The organism is Pseudomonas sp. Z4-7, assembly GCF_051131965.1.
Classification (GTDB): domain Bacteria; phylum Pseudomonadota; class Gammaproteobacteria; order Pseudomonadales; family Pseudomonadaceae; genus Aquipseudomonas.
Map to the genome: position 1 here is coordinate 2,443,456 of NZ_CP071642.1, position 24,944 is coordinate 2,468,399.

Sequence of the window (24,944 nt, forward strand, 5' to 3'; positions counted from 1 at the left end):
CTTGTATCGGGCTGGGGGCACTATCGTGCGTCACATCGACAGGCGCGGTCTCACCGCACCTGCGTGATCGGTAGCGATGGGTGAAGACTGTCTCGGTTGAAGAGCTTCACTGCAGTAGTACGCCGGTAGTCGCTCGGGGTCTGATGCATTTCATGACGGAAGTGGCGATTGAAATTGGAGACGTTTTCGTAGCCTACCTCGAAGCAGATTTCGGCGACCGAGAGCTGTGTCTGGACGAGTAGCCGACATGCACGCTGGATGCGCAGCTTGCGCATCAGGTCCATGAATCCGTGGCCAGTGATTCGTTTGAAAAAGCGTGAAAAACCTGCCTCGCTCATCCCAACTCGCTCGGCGATGACAGATAGCCGGACGTCGGATGTGAGCTCATTGATCAAGTAGTCGAATGCCTGATTAATTCGCTCCGAGCTGCGTTCGTTCAATGAAGGCGAGTAGCAGGCGCTGGCCAATACCCTAATTTCGCGCTTTGGCGCCCTTGCGAGGGTACCTATCAGTTGCAGGAACATGATCAGGCGCTGAAGCCCCGTCGCCTCGCCGATTCCCTCAAGCAGCAAAGCCGCTTCGATGGCCGTCCCGCCAGTAAATTCGATCCCACGTTGTGCCAGCTCAAACAGCGTTTTCAGCTCCGATAGCTCAGGCAATGAACCTCGGAGGTCGAGCAGGGCGGCGCCATCAAACTGCAGCACCACGTCGCGGCCTACTAGCTGTTCCCCTGGTGCGATATCTCCCATCCAGTCATGGGGAAGACCAGGGCCAATCAGTGCGACATGTCCTGCGGTGAAGGGGCCGATGTAATCCCCAGCCAAAAGCTTGCCACTTCCTTGTCGAATCAGGTGGATTTCATATTCCGGATGGTGGTTCCAGCGGGCGAGGGCGTATGGATAGTCGTGCTCGTACCATCGAAAGCTCTGATCGGGTTCAGGAAGGATGACTTCAAGGTCGGCTGGTCGGTGCTCGAACAAAGCCGCGCGGTTATCAGGCATCTCGTGCCCCTTTTTATAGTTATGCGGTGGATCGAATGTGCCAACCATACGCCGAATTCGTTCGGGACTGCTAGCCCAACTATTGCAGCTTGTTGATACTTTTTTAACCCTTGTGGCTGCCGGTTGTCGCAATCAAAAAAGTATCGATTCGGCGTCCGCGATTCGTTTGAGGGCGGGGCGCGTAGGTGATCTAATCAATTCGCCCACCACTGCAATGCGGTCTTGTTTTGCTCACAAGTGGTGAACAACAACAATAATAGCTCCGGTCATCTGGCTTGGAGTGGAGAGCCCCATGAAGATTACGAATGCGCTAATTCTTTCTACTGGTCTGTCATTCGCCCTTGCCAGCCATGCCGCTGAGACGCTGACCATCGCGACGGTCAACAACGGTGACATGATCCGAATGCAACGGCTATCCAAGGTCTTCGAACAGCAGCATCCCGACATCAAACTGAACTGGGTCGTGCTCGAAGAGAACGTTCTGCGCCAGCGCCTGACCACTGACATTGCCACTCAAGGTGGCCAGTTCGACGTGTTGACCATTGGTACCTACGAGACCCCGATGTGGGGTGCAAAGAACTGGCTAGAGCCGATGAAGGACCTCCCGGCCGGCTACGACGTTGACGATATCTTTCCTGCCGTGCGTCAGGGCCTTTCCGTTAACGATACGCTCTACGCACTGCCGTTCTACGGCGAAAGCACCATCACGTACTACCGCACCGATCTGTTCAAGGCTGCAGGGCTGACGATGCCGGGGCAGCCGACCTGGTCGCAACTGGGCGAGTTCGCTGCCAAGCTCAATGATCCTTCGAAGGATCAATATGGCATGTGCTTGCGTGGCAAAGCTGGCTGGGGCGAAAACATGGCCTTGCTTACCACGATGGCCAACGCCTTCGGGGCGCGCTGGTTCGATGAGAAATGGCAGCCTGAACTCAATGGTCCTGAGTGGAAGGCAGCCGCGACGTTTTATGTTGATACCCTGAAGAAATACGGCCCTCCGGGAGTATCCAGCAACGGGTTCAACGAAACACTGGCCCTTTTCAACAGTGGCAAATGCGCGATTTGGGTTGATGCAAGCGTGGCTGGATCTTTCACCACCGATAAGGAGCAGAGCCGGGTGGTGGACAGCGTAGGTTTCGCTCCTGCGCCTATTGAGGTTACCGACAAGGGGTCCTCGTGGTTGTATGCCTGGTCATTGGCAATTCCTGCCACCTCCAAGCACAAAGAGGCCGCCAAATCGTTCGTCACCTGGGCCACCTCCAAAGAGTACATCCAGCTAGTTACCGATAAGGATGGCATCACGAACGTGCCACCCGGCACACGCATCTCGACCTACAGCGACGCTTACCTCAAAGCCGCGCCGTTTGCTCAGGTAACGTTGCAAATGATGAAGCACGCTGACCCGTCGCAGCCTTCAGCCAGACCTGTTCCGTACGTGGGCATTCAATACGTGGTGATCCCCGAGTTTCAATCGATCGGTACATCTGTAGGCAAGCTTTTCTCCGCAGCATTGACAGGACAAATGTCGGTTGAGCAAGCGCTGGCTTCTGCCCAGTCCACAACCGAGCGCGAGATGAAGCGTGCGGGCTATCCCAAAAAATAAATAGCCCCTTACCTCCGCCGGCTTAGCGCCGGCGGTCACAGCCGCACAGGTAAATAATCATGAACACGTCCATTATTCGAGCCCAGCTTGCGGCCTCGGCGCCATCGCGCGCACGCCGTTTGATCAATCCAGGATGGTTTCTGGTGTCGCCATCGGTTGCACTTTTGTTGCTCTGGATGATCGTGCCGCTGGCCATGACCGTTTATTTTTCGGTGATCCGATACAACCTGCTCAATCCAGGAGAAAACGAGTTCGTTGGCCTGGAGAACTTTGCCTATTTCGTGACAGATTCGGGTTTTCTTCCCGGAGCGCTTAACACGTTGATATTGGTGGGCAGCGTGCTGCTGATCAGCGTGATTTTTGGTGTCTTGATTGCAGCCCTGCTTGAGGCAAGCGAGTTCTTTGGACGCGGCATAGTCAGGGTGCTGCTCATTTCGCCGTTTTTTATCATGCCGACCGTGGGTTCGCTGATCTTCAAGAACCTGATCTTCCACCCTGTCTCCGGGATCCTCGCGGCGGTATGGAAGTTCTTCGGGGCACAGCCCGTCGATTGGCTAGCTCATTACCCACTCTTCTCGATCATCGTCATCGTTTCCTGGCAGTGGCTTCCTTTTGCGATCTTGTTGCTGATGACAGCCATGCAGTCGCTCGATCAAGAGCAGAAAGAGGCCGCTCGATTGGATGGGGCGGGTGCCCTGGCCATCTTCTGGCATTTGACCCTGCCACATTTGGCCAGGCCCATCGCGGTGGTGGTGATGATCGAGACGATTTTCTTGCTGTCGGTCTTTGCAGAAATCTTCACCACGACAAATGGCGGACCTGGGTTCGCTTCGACCAACCTCGCCTATCTGATCTACAACCAGGCACTGGTGCAGTTCGATGTTGGCATGGCCTCGGCCGGTGGTCTGATTGCGGTGGTGATCGCCAACATCGCGGCGATTGTGCTGGTGCGCATGATTGGCAAGAACCTGACCGACAAAGCCTGAGGACAACGCCATGATGACGCTCAAACAATCCCGGTCCCTGCAAAGCGTACTGCTCGGCACCTTGGCCTGGGTCACCGCTTTGCTGTTGTTCTTTCCGATCTTCTGGATGGTGCTTACCAGTTTCAAGACCGAGATCGACGCCTTCGCTACGCCGCCACAGTTCATCTTCATGCCTACGCTGGAGAATTACTTGCACATCCAGGAGCGCAGTGACTACTTCCACTTTGCGTGGAACTCGGTGCTGATTTCCTTCTCCACCACAGCGTTGTGCATGCTGATCGCGGTGCCGGCGGCCTACTCGATGGCGTTCTATGAGACCAAGCGCACCAAGCAGACGCTGCTTTGGATGCTATCGACCAAGATGCTTCCTCCAGTTGGGGTGCTCATGCCTATCTACCTTCTGGCGAAGGGGGCGGGGTTGCTGGATACCCGGATCGCGCTGATCGTGATCTACACCCTGATCAACCTGCCCATCGTGGTGTGGATGATTTACACGTACTTCAAAGACATCCCCCGCGAGATTCTGGAGGCGGCCAGGCTAGACGGCGCGACCCTGGGGCAGGAGATGCTGCGCGTGCTGCTGCCCATCAGCAAGGGTGGGTTGGCCTCGACCATGCTGCTGTCGATGATCCTGTGCTGGAACGAGGCCTTCTGGTCGCTCAACCTGACGAGCTCCAGCGCCGCGCCTCTGACCGCGCTGATCGCTTCCTACTCGAGCCCCGAGGGGCTGTTTTGGGCGAAGCTTTCCGCGGTTTCCACGTTGGCTTGCGCACCTATCTTGATCTTCGGCTGGATCAGTCAGAAGCAACTGGTTCGTGGGCTGTCCTTTGGCGCCGTCAAATGACGACGTCGAGCATTCAATGATTTCGCGAAGGCTCCAATTTCATACAGGACTTTACGCATGGCCACTTTGAAAATAGAAAATCTCAAGAAAGGTTTCGAGGGACTGTCCATCATCAAGGGCATCGATCTCGAGGTTAAGGACAAGGAGTTTGTGGTGTTCGTAGGGCCTTCGGGGTGTGGCAAGTCGACCCTGTTGCGCCTGATTGCAGGTTTGGAAGACGTCACGAGCGGCACGATCGAGCTCGACGGCCGAGACATCACTGAGGTGACTCCTGCCAAGCGAGACCTGGCCATGGTATTCCAAACCTATGCTCTGTATCCGCACATGACGGTACGCAAGAATTTGTCATTTGCCTTGGATCTGGCCGGTGAGAAGAAGCCGGATGTGAAAAGGAAGGTCGCTGAGGCCGCAAGGATTCTCGAACTGGGTTCTCTACTCGACCGCAAGCCTAAGCAGTTGTCAGGTGGTCAGCGCCAACGAGTCGCTATTGGGCGTGCGATTGTCCGAAACCCGAAGATTTTCCTTTTCGATGAGCCACTGTCGAACCTTGATGCTGCGCTGCGTGTACAGACGCGCTTGGAGCTGTCCCGACTGCATAAGGAACTGCAGGCAACCATGATCTACGTGACCCATGACCAGGTCGAGGCCATGACGCTCGCCACCAAGGTGGTTGTGCTTAACGCAGGACGGATCGAGCAGATTGGCTCGCCGCTCGAGCTCTACCATCATCCTGCCAACCTATTCGTTGCCGGCTTCCTTGGGACACCCAAAATGGGATTCTTGCAGGCGACTGTGCATGCCGTGCATGCATCGGGGGTTGAGGTTAGATTCGCCTCTGGAACCACTTTGCTCATTCCACGCGACAGCAGTGCATTGTCGGTCGGGCAATCCGTGACGATCGGGATACGGCCGGAGCATTTGACCCTGGGCGCTGAAGGCCAAGTGCCGGTCACGACGGATGTCACCGAGCGCCTGGGCAGCGATACCTTCTGCCACGTGAATGTCGATTCAGGGGAAAGCCTGACGGTACGTGTCCAGGGGGATTGCGAAGTGCCGTACGCCGCCCGGCGCTATCTCACCCTCGATGTCGCTCATTGCCATCTATTTGATGAGAGCGGTCTTTCGGTAAGCGCTGCGGCATCACGCTCGGCCTGACTTCCATCAGGCGCGCTCTTTCGATGAGGCGCGCCACGAACCACAAAGGTAGATTCAATGAAACGTCTCGAAGGTAAAAGCGCTTTGATCACTGGTTCCGCGCGCGGTATTGGCCGCTCGTTTGCCCAGGCCTATATCGGTGAAGGCGCTACGGTCGCTATCGCCGACATCAATTTGGAAAGAGCTCAAGCGACGGCCTCCGAGCTTGGGCCGCAAGCTTACGCGGTGGAGATGGACGTTACCCGCCAGGCGTCCATTGATGCAGCCATCGCCGAGGTCGTTGCCCGCGCAGGAAAGCTGGACATCCTTGTGAACAATGCTGCGTTGTTCGATCTTGCACCGATCACCGAGATCACTCGGGAAAGCTACGACAAGCTTTTTGCAATCAACGTCAGCGGGACGCTGTTCACGCTTCAGGCAGCGGCGAAGCAGATGATCAGTCAGGGGCATGGCGGGAAGATCATCAACATGGCCAGCCAGGCGGGTCGCCGCGGTGAGGCGCTGGTAGGCGTCTACTGCGCCACCAAGGCGGCCGTCATCAGCCTTACGCAGTCTGCTGGCCTCAACCTCATCAAGCACAAAATCAATGTCAACGCGATTGCCCCGGGGGTTGTCGATGGCGAACACTGGGACGGTGTCGACGCGCTCTTTGCCAAACACGAAAACCGACCTCTAGGTGAGAAGAAGCGGCTCGTGGGCCTTGAAGTTCCGTATGGGAGAATGGGGACGGCAGAGGATCTGGTAGGAATGGCTATTTTCTTGGCGGGCTCGGAGAGCGATTACATCGTCGCACAAACGTACAACGTTGATGGCGGGAACTGGATGAGCTGAGTGCAGAAGGGTGTTTGGGTGACAGGAGAGCGGCATATTTTCCGATCACCCGGCGGTTCGATTCAGCTTCCTCGCGATCATACTGCCCGACTCATGAGAGCCCGACAGTGTGATCCACCGGCCGATCGTTGAGGTGGCTGCTAGCAGCAAGGTTTTTTTGCTTAGCGACGTGGCCACCCGTGCTCTGCGCTACAGGCCGAGGAGGCGGCGCAGTTCCGGTGCGGTCAGATGGGCGCGAAAGCCCGGCCTGCCGGGCTGGAACGAGGCGGAGGCTGCCAGGTTGCCCGCGACGACTGGGTCGCAACCAGCATCGCGTACCAGGTCGGCGGCGACCCGCAAGGCCTCGGCGTCATCTCCGGCGATGGGCATGCCAATGCGCCCGCCCGGTCGTGAGGCAGACTTTGCCACCACGGTGGCATCGACGGCACTGAATGCGCGCACCAGTCGCGCGCCGGCCATGTACTTCGCGACGGTTTGAGCAACGCCCAGGTTGTGCGCTTCTCGGTATACATCGCTGCTGCTTGTGCCCCAAGGATTGGTGGAGTCCAGAACGATCTTGCCGCGGTAGGCACTGTGCAGGTCTCGCCCGACCTGGGGCAGTGCTTCAAACGGAATAGCCAACAGAAGCACGGTGCCGAATTCCGCTGCCGCCATCGGCAGGCCGGCCGAAGCGCGTGGCCCTAACGTCTCAACCATGTCTTGCAATTGCTCTGGATGGCGGGAAGAGAACATGACCTCATGTCCAGCCTCGACCCACAGCCGACCTACCGTGCCGCCCAGCGATCCGCTGCCGATCACGCCGATGCGTGTTGGCGCGACCGCAAAAGCGCGACTCGCGGGGATGAGCCACGGTAGAGCGGCCAATACGCCAAGGGATTTCACTATGGAGCGGCGGGTAGACTTCATGTCCTGTCCTCAATTAATGATGGTGAGACCGTAGCGTCGCGCTGTTCCTGCTTCAGGTGGGTTCGTCCCAACCAGACACTCAAGCCCAGCCAGATAGCTGAGAGGGGGACCGAGATCATGGGAATCTGCGCCAGGGTCAGGCCAAGGCCCATCAGGCTTGCGTATCCCCAACTGGCGATTTGGTCACCGCCACGATAAACGACCGTGTCGATGAAGTTTTTGGCTTTGTAGCGATCTTCACGTGTGCTGGAGGTAAACAGGATTTCCCTGGCGGGTCTGGCCAGTGCGAAGTTCGCTACCCGGCGGGCGACCTGCGCGGCCACGATGACCGCGACACTAGGGCTGGCGGCCAAGGCAGCGAAGCCGAACAGGCTGACCAGCGGCAGGACACACAGCGTTGCCACGATGCCCACGGTGGCGATCATCCTGCCGGTGATGAACAGCTGGAATACCAGTGTGATCGCATTGACGATCAGATCGATATTGGCAAAGAACGCCGTGCGGGCCGCACGATCAGGGAGCGAGGACTCGGCGATGCTGGCCTGCTGAAAATACAAGAAAGTCGACGTGACCGAGTACAGCAGAATGAATAGTGCCAACCCGACCAAGTAGGGCGAACGCAACGTATGTACCATGCCAGTAAAGATACCGCCACCCAAGGGCTGGTCGGGGTTTTCCTTGAGCGTGGTGTGGCTGAACATCGGAGCAAGGCGAGATAAACGGCATGATGCAAGTACCGCCACTTCCAGAAACAGGATGGCAATCACCATCAGCCAGGAGCGGTCCAACTGTTGGATCAGGCTGGAAGTGATAGCCGAGCCCAAGAGGCCGCCAATCGTTGCTCCTGCCGCGAGTAGCCCGAACAGCCGTTTGCCCTGCTCGCTGTCGAAGATATCCACCATGAACGACCAGAACACCGAGACGACGAACAGGTTAAACACCGAGACCCAGATGAAAAAGGCACGTCCCAGCCACACCTGCCATTGTGGATCGGCGAGATGCAGCAGCAGTGCAAACACCATCAGGTTGGCAGCGAAGAAGCGATAGGCCACGACGATGAACTGCTTGCGTGGCAGTTTGCGCACGGCCAGCGCGAACAGCGGGCTGGCTACCAGCATTGCCAACAACGTACCAGTGAACAGCCAGGGCAAGTTCTGGACTCCGCCGGCCACACCGAGCTCGTCGCGAATCGGTCGCAACAGGTAATACGCCAGAAACAGCGCGATGACGTAGAGCATCGACCACAGGACCGCGGGAGATTCTTCGGGACGCACCTTGGCCTGGCGCCGCAACAGCGATAAGGGAGACTGCACGATTACTCCTCCCTGGCTCCAGCCGCGAGCTGAGGCGGAGTCTTCGCTGCGTCGTCTTCCCACCATGCCGTGAACGACTGCGCACGGCCGTCAAGGTAGACCGTGCGGCCGATTTCGGGCGTCCACAGCGCGAAGGTTTGCCCCTGGCTGGCGACTTGCATGCGCTTGAACGGATCATCCCAATCGTGGGGGGCGATGGAGAAGCGGCCCACATGCGCCTGCATCAGCACTAGGGCGTGCAGGTCCTTGGCTGCCTGCGCGGCCTGTTCCGGATTCATGTGGACGTTCGCCCAGCGCGGATCGTACTGACCGGCATCAATGGCGACATAGTCGAACGGACCCAGTCGCTGGCCGATCTCGGCAAAGTGCGGGCCATAACCCGAGTCGCCACTGAAAAACAGCCGCTGCTCAGGAGACACAAGTGCATAGCCGACCCACAGCGACTGATCGCGGGTAAATGTGCGCCCCGAGTAGTGTCGAGCTGCGGTGACGTGGACCTTGACGTTCGGCGTCAGCGCGACGACTTCGTTCCAGTCGGCTTCGCGTACGACTCCCATGTCGTAGCCCCAGCGCTCGAAATGCGCGCCTACACCCAACCCCACGATAACCTTTCTGACTTTGGGCTGAAGCGCCTGAACGGTTGGATAGTCCAAGTGATCGTAATGATCGTGGCTGATCAACAAGGCGTCGATCTCGGGCATGTCATCGGCCGTGTAGAGGCTGGTGCCCTCGAATGCCTTGTTCAGCCCCGGAATCGGCGCGGCGTAGGTGCTGAACACCGGATCGAGCAGGATGCGTTGCCCGCCCAGTTGCACGAAGTAGGAGGAATGGCCCAGCCAAACGACTATATCCTGTGCAGGGTCGAGTGCTTTGAGGTCGGTCTTGACGGCGGGAATCGGGCTTGGCGGTCGAGGCTGCCCCTCTTGCCCGAAAAGGGTCTGCATCCACATCGAGATCTCGGATTGGTCCGTGGTCTTCATGGGCGTGTCGATCTGGTTGCGGAACACTCCGTCGGCATGATTGGGCGAATGTTCGATGCGCGTCAGTCGCTCGCCGCTGGGCAGGTCGCCGAAGACTGGCTGCTGTAAATAGGCGAAGGCGCCAACGATGCCTAACAGAGCGATACCGAAAACGGCCATGAGGAGACGACCCCAGAATAGTTTCATGCAGTAGTTACCATTGAGGTGATCACGACAGGTGCGTGCCGCTGGCGCGCGTGAGTTCGGCGAGCAGCGAGTCTTGGAATAGGGAGTCCTGGACGGCGGGATGCGGCTGTTCGCGTCGCTGATGGTGCCAATAGCCGCCGCTGGTGAGTGCCTCAGGGTCATTGCTGGTGGCAAGCCATTCCTGGGTCAGGTGTCCCAGGCGCAGGTCGTCAGGTGCGTTGGGACCTCCCATCTTCGTTGGGACCCAGCCCGGATCGACCGCATTACTGAGGACGTCGGGGTACAGCCGCGCAACGGCTGCTGCGAGTGCGGTTACAAAGAGTTTGCTGTCCGAATAGCTGCCTGTGGCGGTGCTGCCCGACCAGTCCAATCCCGTCAGGCTGGCTCGTCCCCCCCTATGCATGCTGCTGCTCAGGTAGATCAGACGCTTGGGGCGCTGAATCAGGGCCGTGAGCATATAGGGGGCGACGACGTTGACGACCAGCAGTTGCGGCCCGCTGAGGATGCCTGCGTTGTGAACAATGGCATCCATCGCGCCGATGGCATTGACCTGACGGGCAAGGTCGCGAACCTGTTCAAGATCGCCCAAGTCGCCGACTGTCGCGATGGCGCCCTGGTCCACCAGTTCTTGCACGGCAGACAACCTGGCAGGGGAGCGCACATGCACCACAACGTCGTGGCCTTGGGCAAGCAGGGTCTTGGCAGTGGCATGGCCCAATCCATCGGCCGAGCCGGTAATGAATACGCGGGCTTTGCCGCTTGCATTGTTGTCCCGTCGTGCGTTGGACGCGGGAGCCTCCCTTCGGGAATTGGTTGGGGTCTCCGCCCAGGATGCCGTTGCTTGCAGAAGTGAGCCTGCGATCAACGCCGAACCCAGTCCGGCGCCTCTGATGAGAAAGTCTCTACGATCCATGGACGTCCCCTCGGGTCACTTCGCGCCTCTTGTTCCGAGCACCACGGTGATCGCTCGCGCTGAATACAACGAAGCATTGGTTAAAAAGAGGTTGTTAATGTAACCGGCCCCCTTCGGCGCCACTAGCTAATCAGTCCTTAAAGGGGCTATAAGGCCTGCTAATTAATGATTTATGAGAGACTTGGGCGATGGTCAGACGTAACCTCAATGATCTCTTATCGTTCGTAACGATTGCCCGTGAAGGCAGCTTCACGCGGGCAGCTTCCGTACTGGGCGTGACTCAATCTGCCCTCAGCCAGGCAATGAGCGGGTTAGAGGCCAGGCTGGAGATTCGCTTGCTTACACGAACCACCCGTAGCGTATCGCCTACGGCAGCGGGCGAGCGTTTACTAAAAGCCATTGGTCATCGCTTTGACGAAATCGAGGCAGAACTCGACGAACTGACCGAGATGCGCGATAAACCCGCCGGCACCGTGCGCATCACCTGTGGTGAGCACATTCTTCGAGCACATTTGCTTCCCAAGCTCACGCCGCTTTTGCTCGATTATCCGGATATCAAGATAGAGTTCGATATCAATTATGGTTTTCGAGACATCGTCGCCGACCGTTTCGATGCAGGCGTGCGTATGGGCGATACCATCGACAAGGATATGGTTGCGGTACCCATCGGTCCTCAACTGCGCATGGCCGCTGCGGCCTCCCCGATGTATTTCGAAAGGCATCCAACGCCCAAAAATCCACGGGACCTGCTAAAGCACAGTTGTATCAATCAGCGTATGCAAACAGCAGGGGGGCTATACGTTTGGGAGTTTGAGCGTCGTGGCCAACCGTTAAACGTACGAGTGGATGGCCAGCTCGTTTTCAACACCTCTCCCAGCATGGTGGATGCAGCCTTGGCCGGCCTGGGCATCGCCTATCTTCCTGAAGAAGAATTCGCACCGCATCTGGAAAATGGCCGCCTGGTTCGTGTGCTGGAAGATTGGTGTGCTCCCTTCCCGGGGTACCATTTGTATTACCCAAGTCGCAGGCAGCCATCGCGGGCCTTCACGCTGGTTATGAATGCGCTGCGTGTGTAAAGACGATTGATAAATCTCATTCATGACTTCAATCGCTGCGAGGTATTTCAGTTTTTCTGTCAGCTGATACCTTCTGGCGGGAAAGCATTTTTGCTGCCAGATCAATTCGTGGCGGGGGTAGGGCGTGCCCTGTAGCCCATAGGAGCAAAGTGGAGCAACTATGAAAATACGCATCGATGTTTCAGGCGGTCCGGTTATGGCAACGCTCGACAACAACGATTCCTCCATAGATTTCGTTAAACAGCTGCCGATGAAACTGACGCTGGAAGACTACGCCTCGACCGAGAAGATCAGCGTACTGCCCGAGCCTTTATCGACACAGGGCGCGCCTGCTGGATTCACGCCTTCGGCGGGTGACATTGCCTTTTATGCGCCATGGGGAAATCTCGCCATTTTTCATAAAGGCTTCAAGTATTCGAGCGGCCTTATCAAACTCGGCAGGATTGATTCCGGCCTGGAAGTACTCGCGCGTCCTGGGGCCCTTGAAGCAACGATCACCTTGGTCGATGAGTGATACCCCAAAACAGTCAAAACCACGCCGGCAAAAACTGTCTGCGGCGCAGAGGGCGGGTGGAGTCCTTTCGTTCACACGTTTCACACCCATGGCAGAGAACTCATGCAGCTTACTCGTGCCAACTTTGGCGATTTTATCTACTTTTTAGCTGTCGCCCGCCATTCCAGCTTCAGTCGTGCGGGTGTTGAAGTAGGGATAAGTGCATCTGCGCTGAGCCATGCGATCAAGGGGCTGGAGGCGAGATTGGGGGTTCGTTTGCTCAATCGCACGACCCGCAGCGTCACCCTGACGGCAGCCGGTGAGGAGCTGCTGGCATTGATAAGCGAACCTGTCGACAAAATCGACCAGGCCATTGAGCTGTTGAATAAGTTCCGTGATGAGCCCACTGGCCGTATACGGCTGAATGTTTTCAGTGACGCGGCGCTCCTTTTGTTGGCACCCGTTTTATCGACATTTGCTCATCGTTATCCCGATATCGAAGTGGAAGTCTCAACCACGAACAGTATGGTGGACATTGTTGAAGGAGGTTTCGACGCTGGGATCAGGTATGGCGCTACCGTACCTGAAGGCATGATTGCCCAAAGCCTTTCCCCACCTGTTCGATGGGTCGTGGTAGGAACCCCCGATTACCTCGACCGATGTGGTATGCCGCTGCACCCAGAGGATTTGAAACAGCACAGTTGTTTAAGGTTTCGGCTAGGCAACGGCCGGATGTACAACTGGGAGTTTGAGAAGGAGGGTGAAAAATTAGAGATCCCAGTGTCCGGTAATGTCGTGCTGGATGAGACACGGATGATGCTCGCCATGGTCGCCCAGGGCGCCGGGCTGACTTATTGTGCCGAACCCATTGTCGCGCCGCTTATAGCAGAAGGAACGTTACAAGTGGTTTTGGAGGATTGGGTCAGTGTCGGTCCAGGCTTCCATATCTATTACTCAAGCTACCGGCAGGTGCCGATCACGCTACGTTTGCTGATCGACTTGATCAGAGAGTTGCGCCCGCTTGGATAGTTGGCGATCGACAGCGACTTCGCCGGATTCGCTTTGGGAGAGAGATCTGATATGTCCAGTTTGAACGCATTGCTCGATGCCATCCACGCCGAACAGAACGAGGGTCGAGAGTCTGTACTCGCCACCGTTGTGAAGGTCGAGGGTTCGGCGTATCGCCGTCCGGGGGCGCGCATGCTCGTTTCACAATATGGACGTCCGGAGGGCACTATCAGTGGTGGCTGTCTGGAGGCTGATGTGGTGCGAAAGGCCTGGTGGCTAAGTGAGTCGGGCCCGGTGATTCGTAGCTACAGCACGGCCGAGGCCACAGACGAAGAGGGCGGTGAAGAGTCCCTTGGTTTCGGGCTGGGCTGCAACGGCAAGGTGTATGTGTTGTTTGAGCGAATGCCCGCTACAAAGCAATGCGCTGTGCTTGATGCGTTACGCAAAGTAAGAAACAACCAGAGACCCGTGGCGATCGCAACGGTAATAGCGGGCTCACGCAATAGCCGTGCAGATGTTGGAGACCGTGTGTTCCTGGAATCTGGCGCGGCGCCCTTCGGAGGGCTCTACCATCCTGCACTGAACGAGCGAATTACCGCTGATCTGCGTCTCACATTGGACCAGCAAAAATCTACGCGGCAACGCTATACCGAAGGCTATGCAGAGGTAGAGGTTTTCCTGGAATACGTCGCGCCACCACCGCGTCTGATGATCTTTGGGGCGGGCCATGATGCGCAGCCGTTGGTACGGATCGCAAAAATCCTGGGGTGGCATGTCACCGTTGTTGATAGTCGCCCACATTTTGCCCGTCCGGAACGTTTTCCCGAAGCGGATCGGGTGTTGAGCGCCGATATAGGCGGGCCTTTCGAATTTCGAAAGTTCGTGGAGGGGGCGTGTGTGGCGGTAATGTCCCATAGCCTGAGCCAGGATGCGCATTGGTTGAAAGGCGCGTTACAAGGTAATCCCCGTTACATCGGTCAGCTCGGGCCGCGTGATCGGACCGAGCGTCTGCTTGATGAAATAACGCGACAGACAAACAGCCTGCCTGCGCTGGACCGATTGCACTATCCAATGGGTTTGGATTTGGGTGGGGACACCCCGGAAAGTGTGGCGATGGCGGTGCTTGGGGAGATGCAGGCCGTCCTGAATGGGCGAGCGGGTGGAAGTCTGAAGTTGCGGACGTCAACGATCCACGAAACTTGTCAGCTTGAACCCAGATGTTCCCGTGAATTATCCATGGCAGAGTCGTAGAAGACTTGAGCTGGAAGCTCCTGCAGGATATGAGCCTCGCCGATGCGCTGCACGCATTAGAGGCCAAAGCTGATCAAAACTCACTAATCGAAATGCTGTCCTGCGTTAATCGCTGGATATAGAGCGTTGCGAGTAATCTGCAAAATTCTGAAACCATTTTATTGCTGAATATCACTCATTGGTGATTTCAGTAAAGTCGGGCTAATCCTCAGGCCCCTCGATTGTTAGCATGCCTACATAACAATCCAATGCGCAGCGCGTTGGCTCGTCGGGTTTTATTTGACCCGGTCAATAAGCTTGATCTTCGCACCGCGCCTCTTGCGCGTACTTGCCGAACTCTTTCTCCCCATTGCCGTCAGCCGCTGTTTCAGCCTGTGCTGCGGCAGTTTGCAAACTCATGCGCGCATTTTTTCAGCGCGATGTTCGAGGACTTTATGCCATTCAAGCCTATCTTTCCTGCTTTGGTGACCGCCATTGCTTTTGCCACGATGCTCAGTGGATGCAACAAGGAGCAGGCTGCTGCTACCCCGGCGCAACCCCCTCAAGTCAGTGTGGTGACCCTGAAGCCTCAGGCGGTGACCTTGTTCAACGACCTGCCCGGGCGTACCAGTGCCTACCGCCTTGCTGAGGTTCGGCCGCAGGTGGATGGTATCGTCCTGAAACGCTTGTTCAAGGAAGGCGCAGATATCAAGGCTGGTCAGCAGCTTTATCAGATCGATCCATCAACTTACGAGGTGACGCTCGCCAGTGCGCAGGCCAGTTTGGAGCAATCTCGCTCCCTGACCACCCGGTATCGGCAACTGATCGATGAGCAGGCGGTGAGCAAGCAGGAGTATGACACTGCTCGATCTCAGCAGATGCTGGCAGAGGCACAAGTCAAGGGCGCCCAGATCAATCTGAGATATACCAAAATGTTCGCGCCCATCAGCGGGCGGATTGGACGTTCGGCTGTGACCGAGGGTGCGCTAGTTTCTAATGGCCAAGCATCCCCCCTTGCGATCATCCAGCAACTCGACCCCATTTATGTCGATGTCACTCAGCCTTATGGCGAGGTGCTCAAACTGCGTCGGGCACTTGAAAGTGGGCAGTTGCAGAAAACTGCCGACAGGGCTGCGAAAGTCAGCCTGACACTTCAGGACGGTAGCCAGTATCCGCTACAGGGTTCGCTGGAGTTTTCAGAAGTCTCGGTCGACGAAGCAACCGGCTCGGTCACCCTGCGCGCCGTGTTCCCCAACCCCGATCACTTGCTGCTGCCGGGGATTTTTGTGCATGCGCGGTTACAGGAGGGTGTTGCCGAGCAGGCCATTCTTGCTCCACAGATTGGTGTGACCCGGGATCTCAAGGGCACCCCGACCGCCATGGTCGTTACCGCCGATAACAAAGTCGAGCAACGCCAGCTCAAGGTTGGCCGCACCGTCGGTGCGAATGTGCTGGTGGAAAGCGGCTTGAGCGCCGGAGACAAAATCATCGTCGAAGGGCTTCAGTTCATTAGGCCAGGGAGCTCCGTGGTCGCTCAGGAAGCGATGACAGATGAGGCGAACAGAGCTCCTGTGGCGCTAAACACCAGCGCTAAGGCGGAGTAGACCATGTCGAAGTATTTTATTGATAGACCGATCTTCGCGTGGGTGCTTGCACTGATCATCATGCTCGTTGGGGCATTGTCGATCCTCAATTTGCCGATCAATCAATACCCTGACATCGCACCACCCGCTGTCGCGATTCAGGTTTCTTATCCCGGTGCTTCCGCGCAGACAGTGCAGGATACCGTCGTGCAAGTGATCGAGCAGCAGATGAACGGCATCGACAATCTGCGCTACATCTCTTCGGAGAGTAATGCCGATGGCAGCATGCGAATCATCGTGACCTTCAACCAGGGTACCAACCCGGATATTGCCCAGGTTCAGGTGCAGAACAAGCTGAACCTGGCCACGCCGCTGTTGCCGCGTGAAGTGCAGCAGCAAGGGCTTCGCGTCACAAAATTCCAACAGAATTTCATGATGTTCATTGGCCTGGTTTCCACCGATGGAAAACACACCAAGGAGGATCTATCCAACTACATCGTCTCAAATATCCAGGACCCGATTTCGAGGACTTCAGGTGTTGGTGATTTTCAGATCTGGGGCACGCAATACGCCATGCGAGTCTGGCTGGACCCGGCCAAACTGAACCAGTTCCAGTTGACGCCCGTCGACGTGACCGAGGCGATTGAGGCGCAGAACGTGCAGGTGGCTTCGGGCACGATTGGTGGTCTTCCGGCGCGCAAAGGTACGGTGTTTACCGCAACTATCATCGGCAAGACGCGACTGCAGACCTCCGAGCAATTTGGTGACATTTTGCTTAAGGTCAATAGCGACGGCTCCCAGGTGCGCCTGAGTGATGTAGCTGATATCAGTTTGGGCGGCGAAAACTACAGCATCAACGCCCAGGCCAATGGCAAGCCCGCCTCGGGTATCGCCATCCGCTTGGCCACTGGCGCCAACGCCCTAGATACCGCCAAGGCGATTCGCGCCACGGTCGACCGACTGAAACCATTCTTCCCGGCCGGGATTGAAGCGGTGTACCCGTATGACACGACGCCGGTGGTCACCGAATCCATCAGCGGAGTGATGCATACACTGGGCGAGGCGGTGGTTCTGGTCTTTCTGGTCATGCTGCTGTTTTTGCAAAATCTGCGGGCCACCATCATTACGACTTTGACAGTGCCCGTTGTGTTGTTGGGTACGTTCGGCGTCCTCGCGGCGGCCGGCTTCTCTATTAATACCTTGACCATGTTCGGCATGATCCTGGCGATCGGATTACTCGTCGACGATGCGATTGTGGTGGTTGAAAACGTCGAACGGGTGATGGCGGAGGAACACCTGTCACCCAGGGAGGCCACGCGTAAATCGATGGGGCAGATCCAGGGAGCGCTGGTGGGGATTGCCTTGGTACTCTCGGCGGTGCTGTTGCCCATGGCTTTCTTTGGTGGCTCCACTGGCGTGATCTACCGGCAGTTCTCGATCACTATCGTATCGGCCATGGCGCTTTCGGTATTTGTTGCTTTGGTATTCACCCCGGCGCTTTGCGCCACGCTGCTCAAGTCCATCGATCCGACAAAACACGGTCAGCCCAAGCGCGGTTTCTTTGGATGGTTCAACAGACGGTTCGATGCCTGCGTCAACGGATATGAGCAGGGCGTAGGCCAGATCATTCGGCATAGGGTGCCGGGCTTTATGGTTTACCTGGTAATCGTCGCCGGCACGATCTGGATGTTCGCCCGGATACCGACCTCGTTCCTGCCCGATGAGGACCAGGGTTTGATTTTTACGCAGGTGCAGACGCCGGCCAACAGCTCGGCTGAGACCACGCAAAAAGTGCTAGATCGCATGAGTCAGTACTTGCTGGACAAAGAGCACGGAGAAGGTAAAGCGGTTGCTACGGTGTTCACTGTTAACGGTTTCAACTTTGCCGGCCGGGGGCAGAATTCAGGGATTGCGTTCGTCAACCTGAAGCCATGGGATGAACGAGACAGTGACAATACTGTGTTCAAAATTGCCCAGCGTGCCCAGCAAGAGTTCCTGAAGTACCGAGACGCCCTGGTATATGCGGTGGTTCCGCCATCGGTACTGGAGTTGGGTAACGCCACCGGCTTCGATTTCTACCTGCAGGACCAGGATAGCGTGGGCCATCAAAAACTCATGGAGGCGCGCGGCAAGTTTCTTGAGCTGGCTGCCCAGAGCCCGGTCCTCGCCGGTGTTCGCCCAAACGGCTTGGCCGACGAGCCACAGTACCACCTGACCATCGACGACGAGCGCGCGCGGGCGATGGGTATTTCTCTGGCCGATATCAACACCACGCTGTCAGTGGCATACGGCAGTAGTTATGTGAACGATTTCGTTGATCGCGGCCGAGTTAAGCGGGTGTACGTACAGGGCCAGCCTGACTCGCGCAGCACCGCAGAGGATCTGAGTAAATGGTTCGTGCGTAACAACCAGGGTCAGATGGTCCCGTTCTCGGCATTTGCGAGTGCCGAGTGGATCTTCGGCTCACCAAAACTGTCGCGCTACAACGGCGTTCCTGCCGAGCAAATTCTCGGGACTCCCGCCCCGGGCTACAGCTCTGGCCAGGCGATGGCGGAGGTCGAGCGAATTGCAGCGCAACTGCCGCCCGGCGTAGGCATCTCTTTTACCGGGTTGTCCTATGAAGAGCGTCTTTCAGGGTCACAAGCGCCTGCTCTGTATGCGCTGTCGATTCTCGTCGTGTTTCTATGTCTGGCGGCACTCTATGAAAGCTGGTCGATCCCGATTGCGGTCATCTTGGTCGTGCCTCTTGGGGTAATCGGCGCGCTGATGGCCACGGCATTGCGGGGACTGTCCAACGACGTTTTCTTCCAAGTGGGTCTGTTGGTGACGGTGGGGTTGGCGGCGAAGAATGCGATCCTGATCGTCGAGTTTGCCAAGGAGTTGAATGAGAAAGGTCAACCGTTGCTTGAAGCAACGGTCGAGGCTTGTCGTATGCGTCTGCGTCCGATCGTGATGACGTCCTTGGCATTCATTCTCGGCGTGCTACCCCTGACCATTTCCAGCGGAGCCGGCTCTGGCAGTCAACACGCCATCGGCACGGGGGTGATCGGCGGCATGATAACGGCCACCGTTCTGGCGATTTTTTGGGTTCCCGTGTTCTTCGTTTCCGTTTCAACCTTGTTTAAAGGCAGCCGCAAGAAGCAGGACGAAACTGCTATGCGTGAGGAGGCAGGCCAATGACTCGCTCTTTAATCGGTCTCGCGATCAGCGCCGCTATTCTGAGTGGTTGCTCACTGATCCCTGAGTATCAGCGACCGCACGCTCCAGTTGCTGCGCAGTATCCGCAGGGTCCTGCCTATCAGGCAACCAACGCTGCCGACCAGGCCGCTGTGGAGCAGGGGTGGAGCGAGTTTTTCCACGATCCGGCATTGCAGCGATTGATCCAGACCGCCTTGGTCAATAATCGTGACCTGAAGGTCGCGGCACTGAACGTTGAGGCTTTCCGGGCGCAGTACCGAATCCAGAGAGCTGACCTGTTTCCGGCGATTGGCGCCAACGCCAGCGGAACACGGCAGCGACTGCCGAGCGCTCAGGCGCAGTCCGGTCAGGCCAGTATTTCCAGCCAATATGACGTCAACCTGGGAATCAGTTCGTACGAGTTGGATCTGTTTGGTCGCATCGCCAGTCTAAGCCAGCAGGCACTGGAAACTTATCTGTCTACAGCCCAGGCCCGACGCTCGATCCAGATCAGCATCGTTTCGAGCGTGGCCAATGCCTATCTCACCTGGCAAGCCGACCGTGAATTGCTCAAGCTCACCGAGAACACGCTGGACGCCTACGAGGAGAGCTTACGTCTGACCACCCGCAGTAGTCAGGTGGGTGTGGCTTCGGCGCTTGATCTCGCACAGGCGCGTACCTCGGTGCAAGGTGCGCGGGCGAGCCTGGCAAACTACCAGCGCCGAGTAGCCGAAGACGAGAATGCTTTGGTGCTTCTTCTTGGCACAGGACTGCCCGCCGATTTACCGGAGCCGCAGTCCTTGGATGGCGATCTGCTCGCCAACGTACCGGCCGGTCTGCCCAGTGATTTACTCGCCCGTCGCCCCGATATCCTTGCCGCCGAGCATTTGCTTTTGGCCGCTAACGCCAACATCGGAGCGGCGCGGGCGGCGTTTTTCCCCAGCATCAGCCTTACGGCAAATGCCGGCACCTCGAGCGCGAATCTGGATGGGTTGTTCAAGAGCGGCTCAGGCAGCTGGACGTTTACCCCTGACATCAGCCTGCCGATTTTCAACGCAGGCGCTTTACGCGCCAGCCTGAATTACTCGGAGATTCAGAAAGATATTGGCGTGGCCAACTACGAGAAAGCTATCCAGACCGCCTTCCAGGAAGTCTCCGACGGATTGACCGCACGTAAAACCTACGTCGATCAGTTGCAGGCACAGAGTGACCTCGTCAACGCCAGCCAGGATTACTATCGGCTTGCCGAGCGTCGTTATCGAATCGGCGTGGACAGCAACCTGACCTTTTTGGACGCGCAGCGCTCGCTGTTTAGCAACCAACAAAGGCTGATCAACGATCGCCTTGCGCAGTTGCAGGCTGAAGTGAACCTGTATCGTGCACTGGGTGGCGGATGGAATGAGCGGGGCGTGCAAACACTCTGAGAACGAAGACTAAACAAGAACGCCCGGCGATAGGCCGGGCGTTCTTGTTTTAGCGGTGACTGACACTGTCGTGATATTTACGTGCTGAGTGGTGGCGCCGCGCTGTCATTTATACGGCAGTTAATTACAAGCAGGGCATCTTTTCAGTTTGAGCCAACGTATTACCTTTACTGTCCATAAGTTCAATCTTTACTTCCTGGCCTGCACTGCTTTCCATCAAGGTGTAACGCTCATTCGGTAAGAAATTGTCATAGGACAGGGTGGCAACACAGCGGTTCTGGCTTTCCTGGTAGCCCTTGGTAACTACCCCAAGTTCCATCGTATGCGCCCCTGGCGATACTTTGAAATAAGTCAGGTTCTCTGCGCGTTTCGTATCCAGGCGTCTGGCCAGCATTTCATCACCGACCTGCTCGTGAAGGTTGACAATGGATTCGCCATCCTTAAGCGTCGGAAGTTCAGTCGCACAGCCAGCCAGGCCGGTGATTAAAATGATAGAAGCTGTAAGTTTTGCAAGGTTCATAAGTGTCCTGAATTTTTTGGGGGTCCGAGAATAGCTATAAACTTGTTCTAAGCCGTTAAATAGGGAAGGTTTAAATAAGCTGTTTAGCCTAATAACGCATTGGCTTGGGAGCGTGCGCCCGTTATTGTTTTTGCAGATGACGCAAGATGATCGAGGACGGCAAAGACTAAGATGCCTACTCGATATCTGGAATGATTTTGTTGTCGGTATGGGGATAGTCTACAGGCTTTTTTTTAATTGATTAGCCTGTGAGGTATTGATGCAGTGCTGAGCTTTATTCACCAATGATGCGTCATCTGCGACGCCGAGAACTTGAATCCCTCAGGTGTCGCACGTGGTATTTGCTGCGCGTCGGACGTACCGTTCGAATCGATCGTCGATCAGTCAGTCATTTCTGTCGCTGAAACGATCAGCCTTTAACGATGAGGCGTGAGTTTCGTTCATTGCGAAAGGCCAGTTGCTCGATGGTTTGCGTGGCGTGCTCGGCGTCTTCGCGAGCCTGGAGAATTATCCCATGGTGTTCGGATTTGCTGCACACAGGATCGGCATTGCTGGCGTCACCGGTGAGCATGAACGCCTGGCAACGACAGCCGCCGAAATCCTTTTCTTTTTCATCGCACGAGCGGCAGGGCTCGGGCATCCAGTCATAACCCCGGAAACGGTTGAAGCCGAACGAGTCGTACCAGATGTGTTGCATGCTGTGGTCACGCACATTCGGGAATTGCACCGGCATCTGCCGGGCGCCATGGCAAGGCAATGCCGTGCCATCCGGGGTAACGGTCAGGAAGATGCTGCCCCAGCCGTTCATGCAGGCCTTGGGACGCTCTTCGTAGTAATCCGGGGTCACGAAGATCAACTTGCACGGGTTACCTTCGGCCTCGAGCCTGGCCCGGTATTCATTGGTGATGCGCTCGGCACGCACCAGTTGTTCCCGCGTGGGCAGCAGGCCGACGCGGTTGAGGTGTGCCCAGCCATAGAACTGACAGGTGGCGAGTTCGACAAAGTCGGCTTCCAGGGCGATGCACAGCTCGATGATGCGGTCGATCTTGTCGATGTTGTGCCGATGGGTCACGAAGTTCAGCACCATCGGATAACCATGGGCTTTCACCGCCCGGGCCATTTCCAGTTTTTGCGCGAAGGCTTTCTTCGAGCCGGCCAGCAGGTTGTTCACCTGCTCGTCGCTGGCCTGGAAACTGATCTGGATGTGGTCCAGGCCAGCCTTCTTGAAGTCGCTGATCTTCTGCTCGGTCAGGCCGATGCCGGAGGTGATCAGGTTGGTGTAGAAACCCAACTTGCGCGCCTCGCCGATCAGCTCGGCCAGGTCCTGGCGCACCAGCGGCTCGCCGCCGGAAAAGCCCAGCTGCGCGGCGCCCATTTCTCGCGCTTCGCGGAACACCTTGAACCACTGCTCAGTACTCAACTCTTTGCCTTGTTCGGCAAAGTCCAGCGGGTTGGAGCAGTACGGGCATTGCAGCGGGCAGCGATAGGTCAGCTCGGCCAGCAGCCACAGCGGCAGGCCAACGGCGGGCTTCTCAGGCAAGGGTGATCCAGTGCTGTGCACGGGCGACCTCCATGAAATGCTCGATGTCGTCACCGAGCTCAGGCACACCGGGAAATTGTTTGTCCAGTTCAGCGATGATTGCCGCGACATCGCGCTCGCCATCGATCAGGCCACCGATCAGCGCCGCGCTGTCATTCAGCTTGATCATGCCTTCAGGATAGAGCAGCACATGGCCCTTCTGGGCCGGTTCGTACTGGAAGCGATAGCCGGGCCGCCAGTTGGGTTTTTTGCTGCGATCGAAACTCATAAGGCAATTCCTTTGTGCCAAACCCGTTGCCCGGTCACGCTGTGGTAGGGCGGGCGGTTCAATTCATAGGCCATGCTCATGGCGTCGAGCATGCTCCAGAGAATGTCCAGTTTGAACTGCAGGATTTCCAGCATGCGCTCCTGGCCTTCGCGAGTGGTGTAGTGCTGCAAGGTGATCGCCAAGCCATGCTCCACATCACGCCGGGCCTGGCCCAGGCGGGTGCGGAAATATTCATAGCCGGTCGGGTCGATCCACGGGTAATGCTGCGGCCAGCTATCCAGGCGCGATTGATGGATCTGCGGGGCGAACAATTCGGTCAACGAGCTGCTGGCGGCTTCCTGCCAACTGGCCCGGCGGGCGAAATTGACGTAGGCGTCTACGGCGAAGCGCACGCCCGGCAGCACCAGTTCCTGGGAACGCAACTGGTCGGGGTCCAGGCCCACCGCCTGGCCCAGCCGCAGCCAGGCTTCGATGCCGCCGTCTTCGCCCGGGGCGCCATCATGGTCGAGCAGGCGCTGGATCCACTCGCGGCGGATCTCGCGGTCCGGGCAGTTGGCCAGGATTGCGGCATCCTTGAGCGGGATGTTCACTTGGTAATAGAAGCGGTTCGCGACCCAGCCCTGGATCTGCTCGCGCGTGGCACGGCCTTCATACATCGCCACGTGATAGGGGTGATAGATGTGGTAATACGCGCCTTTGGCACGCAGGGCGGCTTCGAACTCGGCGGGGGGCAGGGGGGTGTCAGTCATTTCGGTTCTCCGGGAAATGCCCGTGGGTTCTGTGGTGTCAGGGCTGGCCTCATCGCGAGCAAGCTCGCTCCCACATTGGTTTTGCGGTGAATCAGATATCCAATGCAGCTCGAACTATTGTGGGAGCGAGCTTGCTCGCGATGGGGCCTGTCCAGCTGGATCATGCCTGGCTGACACACCACAACTTCACCCCCACAATCGTTCCGCCCTTCCTACAACTCAATACTCATTCCGTCGTAAGCCACTTCAATCTTTCGCCGTACAAGCTCAGCCCGCTCGGGCGAATCTTCGTCGAGGATCGGGTTGGTGTTGTTGATATGGATAAGGACCTTGCGCTGCTCGGGCAGTTGCTCCAGCACTTCAAGCATGCCGCCAGGGCCGTGCTGCGCCAGGTGGCCCATTTCCCGACCGGTGCGGGTGCCGACGCCACGGCGCTGCATTTCATCGTCGTCCCACATCGTGCCGTCCACCAACAGGCAATCGCTGCCGGCCATGATCTGTAGCAACGACTCGTCGACCTTGCCCAGCCCCGGCGCATAGAACAGCTTGCCGCCCGTGCGCAGGTCTTCGACGATCAGCCCGATGTTATCGCCTGGGTGCGGGTCGAAGCGGTGCGGTGAATAGGGCGGTGCGGCGCTGCGCAGGGGCAGTGGGGTGAAGCGCAGGTTCGGGCAGGCGGCGATGGTGAAGCTCTGGTCGAGTTCAATGCGATTCCAACTCAACCCGCCGTTCCAGTGGGTCAGCATGTTGAACAGCGGAAAGCCCGTGCTCAGGTCTTCATGGACCATGTCGGTGCACCAGACTTGATGCGGGCAACCTTCACGCAGGCTGAGCAGACCGGTGGTGTGGTCGATCTGGCTGTCCATCAGGATGATCGTGCCAATGCCGGTGTCGCGCAGGGCCCGGCCTGGCTGCATGGGGGCAAAGCCCTGGAGCTGGGAGCGAATGTCCGGAGAGGCGTTGCACAGCACCCAGTTCACCCCGTCATCGGACAGGGCGATGGACGACTGGGTGCGCGCCTGGGCCCGCAGGCTACCGTTGCGAAAACCCGCGCAATTGGCGCAGTTGCAGTTCCACTGGGGGAAACCGCCACCGGCGGCAGAACCTAGGATCTGGACGAACATGGTTGCTCCATCATTCTGGAACCGAAAATAAAAC

Annotated in this window: 22 protein-coding genes; 12 read left to right on the top strand and 10 right to left on the bottom strand. The window is 57.4% G+C overall.

Features of this window, described 5'->3' with window-relative positions:
- Positions 1-50: 50 nt before the first annotated feature.
- A complete protein-coding gene (locus tag J3P91_RS11230) occupies positions 51-1,001 on the bottom strand; it encodes an AraC family transcriptional regulator (RefSeq protein WP_095973927.1) in 951 nt (316 codons plus the stop codon).
- Positions 1,002-1,293: 292 nt separating this feature from the next.
- Between J3P91_RS11230 and J3P91_RS11235 the strand changes: the two genes are divergently transcribed.
- From J3P91_RS11235 to J3P91_RS11255, 5 genes are read left to right on the top strand one after another with little or no spacing between them, the layout of a single operon-like run.
- A complete protein-coding gene (locus J3P91_RS11235) occupies positions 1,294-2,604 on the top strand; it encodes an ABC transporter substrate-binding protein (RefSeq protein ID WP_434604131.1) in 1,311 nt (436 codons plus the stop codon).
- A 59-nt stretch (positions 2,605-2,663) separates the two neighbouring features.
- Complete coding sequence (locus J3P91_RS11240) at positions 2,664-3,590, top strand: carbohydrate ABC transporter permease (protein ID WP_013692785.1); 927 nt, start codon at positions 2,664-2,666, stop codon at positions 3,588-3,590.
- 10 nt (positions 3,591-3,600) lie between these two features.
- Positions 3,601-4,434, top strand: coding sequence for a carbohydrate ABC transporter permease (locus J3P91_RS11245; RefSeq protein WP_434604134.1), 834 nt, complete (start codon positions 3,601-3,603; stop codon positions 4,432-4,434).
- Positions 4,435-4,491: 57 nt separating this feature from the next.
- Positions 4,492-5,589 carry an ABC transporter ATP-binding protein gene (locus J3P91_RS11250; RefSeq protein ID WP_434604136.1) on the top strand — a complete coding sequence of 366 codons (1,098 nt, stop codon included), beginning with the start codon at positions 4,492-4,494 and terminating at the stop codon, positions 5,587-5,589.
- A gap of 57 nt (positions 5,590-5,646) precedes the next feature.
- The gene (locus J3P91_RS11255; protein WP_063321902.1) at positions 5,647-6,420 is read left to right on the top strand and encodes an L-iditol 2-dehydrogenase; all 774 of its coding nucleotides are present in this window, start codon (positions 5,647-5,649) and stop codon (positions 6,418-6,420) included.
- A 189-nt stretch (positions 6,421-6,609) separates the two neighbouring features.
- Here J3P91_RS11255 and J3P91_RS11260 read toward each other — a convergent pair whose 3' ends face one another.
- The 4 genes from J3P91_RS11260 to J3P91_RS11275 are packed head-to-tail and all read right to left on the bottom strand — an operon-like array spanning position 6,610 to position 10,718.
- The gene (locus tag J3P91_RS11260; RefSeq protein WP_434604138.1) at positions 6,610-7,326 is read right to left on the bottom strand and encodes an NADPH-dependent F420 reductase; all 717 of its coding nucleotides are present in this window, start codon (positions 7,324-7,326) and stop codon (positions 6,610-6,612) included.
- Entirely contained in the window at positions 7,323-8,639 is a 1,317-nt protein-coding gene (locus J3P91_RS11265; RefSeq protein WP_434604140.1) for an NTP/NDP exchange transporter, read from the bottom strand. The genes J3P91_RS11260 and J3P91_RS11265 overlap by 4 nt, the downstream gene beginning before the upstream one ends.
- Before the next feature lie 2 nt (positions 8,640-8,641).
- Positions 8,642-9,805, bottom strand: a complete 1,164-nt coding sequence (locus J3P91_RS11270; protein WP_434604142.1) for an MBL fold metallo-hydrolase — start codon at positions 9,803-9,805, stop codon at positions 8,642-8,644.
- Positions 9,806-9,827: 22 nt separating this feature from the next.
- Positions 9,828-10,718: an SDR family NAD(P)-dependent oxidoreductase gene (locus J3P91_RS11275; protein ID WP_434604144.1), complete on the bottom strand. Its 891-nt coding sequence runs from the start codon at positions 10,716-10,718 to the stop codon at positions 9,828-9,830.
- Positions 10,719-10,906: 188 nt separating this feature from the next.
- Between J3P91_RS11275 and J3P91_RS11280 the strand changes: the two genes are divergently transcribed.
- From J3P91_RS11280 to adeC, 7 genes are all read left to right on the top strand, one after another.
- Positions 10,907-11,794, top strand: a complete 888-nt coding sequence (locus J3P91_RS11280) for a LysR family transcriptional regulator (RefSeq protein WP_048392883.1) — start codon at positions 10,907-10,909, stop codon at positions 11,792-11,794.
- Between the two features lie 160 nt (positions 11,795-11,954).
- On the top strand, positions 11,955-12,308 hold the full coding sequence (locus tag J3P91_RS11285; protein WP_434604146.1) for a cyclophilin-like fold protein: 354 nt from the start codon (positions 11,955-11,957) through the stop codon (positions 12,306-12,308).
- Positions 12,309-12,410: 102 nt separating this feature from the next.
- Positions 12,411-13,316, top strand: coding sequence for a LysR family transcriptional regulator (locus J3P91_RS11290; protein ID WP_434604148.1), 906 nt, complete (start codon positions 12,411-12,413; stop codon positions 13,314-13,316).
- 51 nt (positions 13,317-13,367) lie between these two features.
- Positions 13,368-14,546, top strand: coding sequence for an XdhC family protein (locus J3P91_RS11295; RefSeq protein ID WP_434604151.1), 1,179 nt, complete (start codon positions 13,368-13,370; stop codon positions 14,544-14,546).
- 434 nt (positions 14,547-14,980) lie between these two features.
- Entirely contained in the window at positions 14,981-16,129 is a 1,149-nt protein-coding gene (locus J3P91_RS11300) for an efflux RND transporter periplasmic adaptor subunit (RefSeq protein ID WP_434605077.1), read from the top strand.
- A gap of 3 nt (positions 16,130-16,132) precedes the next feature.
- Entirely contained in the window at positions 16,133-19,288 is a 3,156-nt protein-coding gene (locus tag J3P91_RS11305; RefSeq protein ID WP_434604153.1) for an efflux RND transporter permease subunit, read from the top strand.
- Entirely contained in the window at positions 19,285-20,709 is a 1,425-nt protein-coding gene (gene adeC / locus J3P91_RS11310; RefSeq protein ID WP_434604155.1) for an AdeC/AdeK/OprM family multidrug efflux complex outer membrane factor, read from the top strand. The genes J3P91_RS11305 and adeC overlap by 4 nt, the downstream gene beginning before the upstream one ends.
- 124 nt (positions 20,710-20,833) lie before the next feature.
- Here the strand turns inward: adeC and J3P91_RS11315 are convergent, their stop codons facing one another.
- The 5 genes from J3P91_RS11315 to pqqB all read right to left on the bottom strand — a co-directional run bounded on the left by J3P91_RS11315 (position 20,834) and on the right by pqqB (position 24,910).
- Positions 20,834-21,229, bottom strand: coding sequence for a hypothetical protein (locus J3P91_RS11315; RefSeq protein WP_434604157.1), 396 nt, complete (start codon positions 21,227-21,229; stop codon positions 20,834-20,836).
- Between the two features lie 409 nt (positions 21,230-21,638).
- Positions 21,639-22,769, bottom strand: coding sequence for a pyrroloquinoline quinone biosynthesis protein PqqE (pqqE, locus tag J3P91_RS11320; protein WP_434604159.1), 1,131 nt, complete (start codon positions 22,767-22,769; stop codon positions 21,639-21,641).
- On the bottom strand, positions 22,762-23,037 hold the full coding sequence (pqqD, locus tag J3P91_RS11325) for a pyrroloquinoline quinone biosynthesis peptide chaperone PqqD (RefSeq protein ID WP_434604161.1): 276 nt from the start codon (positions 23,035-23,037) through the stop codon (positions 22,762-22,764). Before pqqD ends, pqqE begins: the two co-directional genes overlap by 8 nt.
- Positions 23,034-23,786, bottom strand: a complete 753-nt coding sequence (pqqC, locus tag J3P91_RS11330; protein WP_434604163.1) for a pyrroloquinoline-quinone synthase PqqC — start codon at positions 23,784-23,786, stop codon at positions 23,034-23,036. Before pqqC ends, pqqD begins: the two co-directional genes overlap by 4 nt.
- 212 nt (positions 23,787-23,998) lie before the next feature.
- Complete coding sequence (pqqB, locus tag J3P91_RS11335) at positions 23,999-24,910, bottom strand: pyrroloquinoline quinone biosynthesis protein PqqB (protein ID WP_434604165.1); 912 nt, start codon at positions 24,908-24,910, stop codon at positions 23,999-24,001.
- Positions 24,911-24,944: the final 34 nt, after the last annotated feature.

Excerpts from the sequence above, each read along its gene's own strand:
- J3P91_RS11230 (WP_095973927.1), bottom strand. The coding sequence starts at position 1,001 with ATGCCTGATAACCGCGCGGCTTTGTTCGAGCACCGACCAGCCGACCTT.
- J3P91_RS11235 (WP_434604131.1), top strand. The coding sequence starts at position 1,294 with ATGAAGATTACGAATGCGCTAATTCTTTCTACTGGTCTGTCATTCGCC.
- J3P91_RS11240 (WP_013692785.1), top strand. The coding sequence starts at position 2,664 with ATGAACACGTCCATTATTCGAGCCCAGCTTGCGGCCTCGGCGCCATCG.
- J3P91_RS11245 (WP_434604134.1), top strand. The coding sequence starts at position 3,601 with ATGATGACGCTCAAACAATCCCGGTCCCTGCAAAGCGTACTGCTCGGC.
- J3P91_RS11250 (WP_434604136.1), top strand. The coding sequence starts at position 4,492 with ATGGCCACTTTGAAAATAGAAAATCTCAAGAAAGGTTTCGAGGGACTG.
- J3P91_RS11255 (WP_063321902.1), top strand. The coding sequence starts at position 5,647 with ATGAAACGTCTCGAAGGTAAAAGCGCTTTGATCACTGGTTCCGCGCGC.
- J3P91_RS11260 (WP_434604138.1), bottom strand. The coding sequence starts at position 7,326 with ATGAAGTCTACCCGCCGCTCCATAGTGAAATCCCTTGGCGTATTGGCC.
- J3P91_RS11270 (WP_434604142.1), bottom strand. The coding sequence starts at position 9,805 with ATGAAACTATTCTGGGGTCGTCTCCTCATGGCCGTTTTCGGTATCGCT.
- J3P91_RS11275 (WP_434604144.1), bottom strand. The coding sequence starts at position 10,718 with ATGGATCGTAGAGACTTTCTCATCAGAGGCGCCGGACTGGGTTCGGCG.
- J3P91_RS11280 (WP_048392883.1), top strand. The coding sequence starts at position 10,907 with ATGGTCAGACGTAACCTCAATGATCTCTTATCGTTCGTAACGATTGCC.
- J3P91_RS11285 (WP_434604146.1), top strand. The coding sequence starts at position 11,955 with ATGAAAATACGCATCGATGTTTCAGGCGGTCCGGTTATGGCAACGCTC.
- J3P91_RS11290 (WP_434604148.1), top strand. The coding sequence starts at position 12,411 with ATGCAGCTTACTCGTGCCAACTTTGGCGATTTTATCTACTTTTTAGCT.
- J3P91_RS11295 (WP_434604151.1), top strand. The coding sequence starts at position 13,368 with ATGTCCAGTTTGAACGCATTGCTCGATGCCATCCACGCCGAACAGAAC.
- J3P91_RS11300 (WP_434605077.1), top strand. The coding sequence starts at position 14,981 with ATGCCATTCAAGCCTATCTTTCCTGCTTTGGTGACCGCCATTGCTTTT.
- J3P91_RS11305 (WP_434604153.1), top strand. The coding sequence starts at position 16,133 with ATGTCGAAGTATTTTATTGATAGACCGATCTTCGCGTGGGTGCTTGCA.
- adeC (WP_434604155.1), top strand. The coding sequence starts at position 19,285 with ATGACTCGCTCTTTAATCGGTCTCGCGATCAGCGCCGCTATTCTGAGT.
- J3P91_RS11315 (WP_434604157.1), bottom strand. The coding sequence starts at position 21,229 with ATGAACCTTGCAAAACTTACAGCTTCTATCATTTTAATCACCGGCCTG.
- pqqD (WP_434604161.1), bottom strand. The coding sequence starts at position 23,037 with ATGAGTTTCGATCGCAGCAAAAAACCCAACTGGCGGCCCGGCTATCGC.
- pqqC (WP_434604163.1), bottom strand. The coding sequence starts at position 23,786 with ATGACTGACACCCCCCTGCCCCCCGCCGAGTTCGAAGCCGCCCTGCGT.
- pqqB (WP_434604165.1), bottom strand. The coding sequence starts at position 24,910 with ATGTTCGTCCAGATCCTAGGTTCTGCCGCCGGTGGCGGTTTCCCCCAG.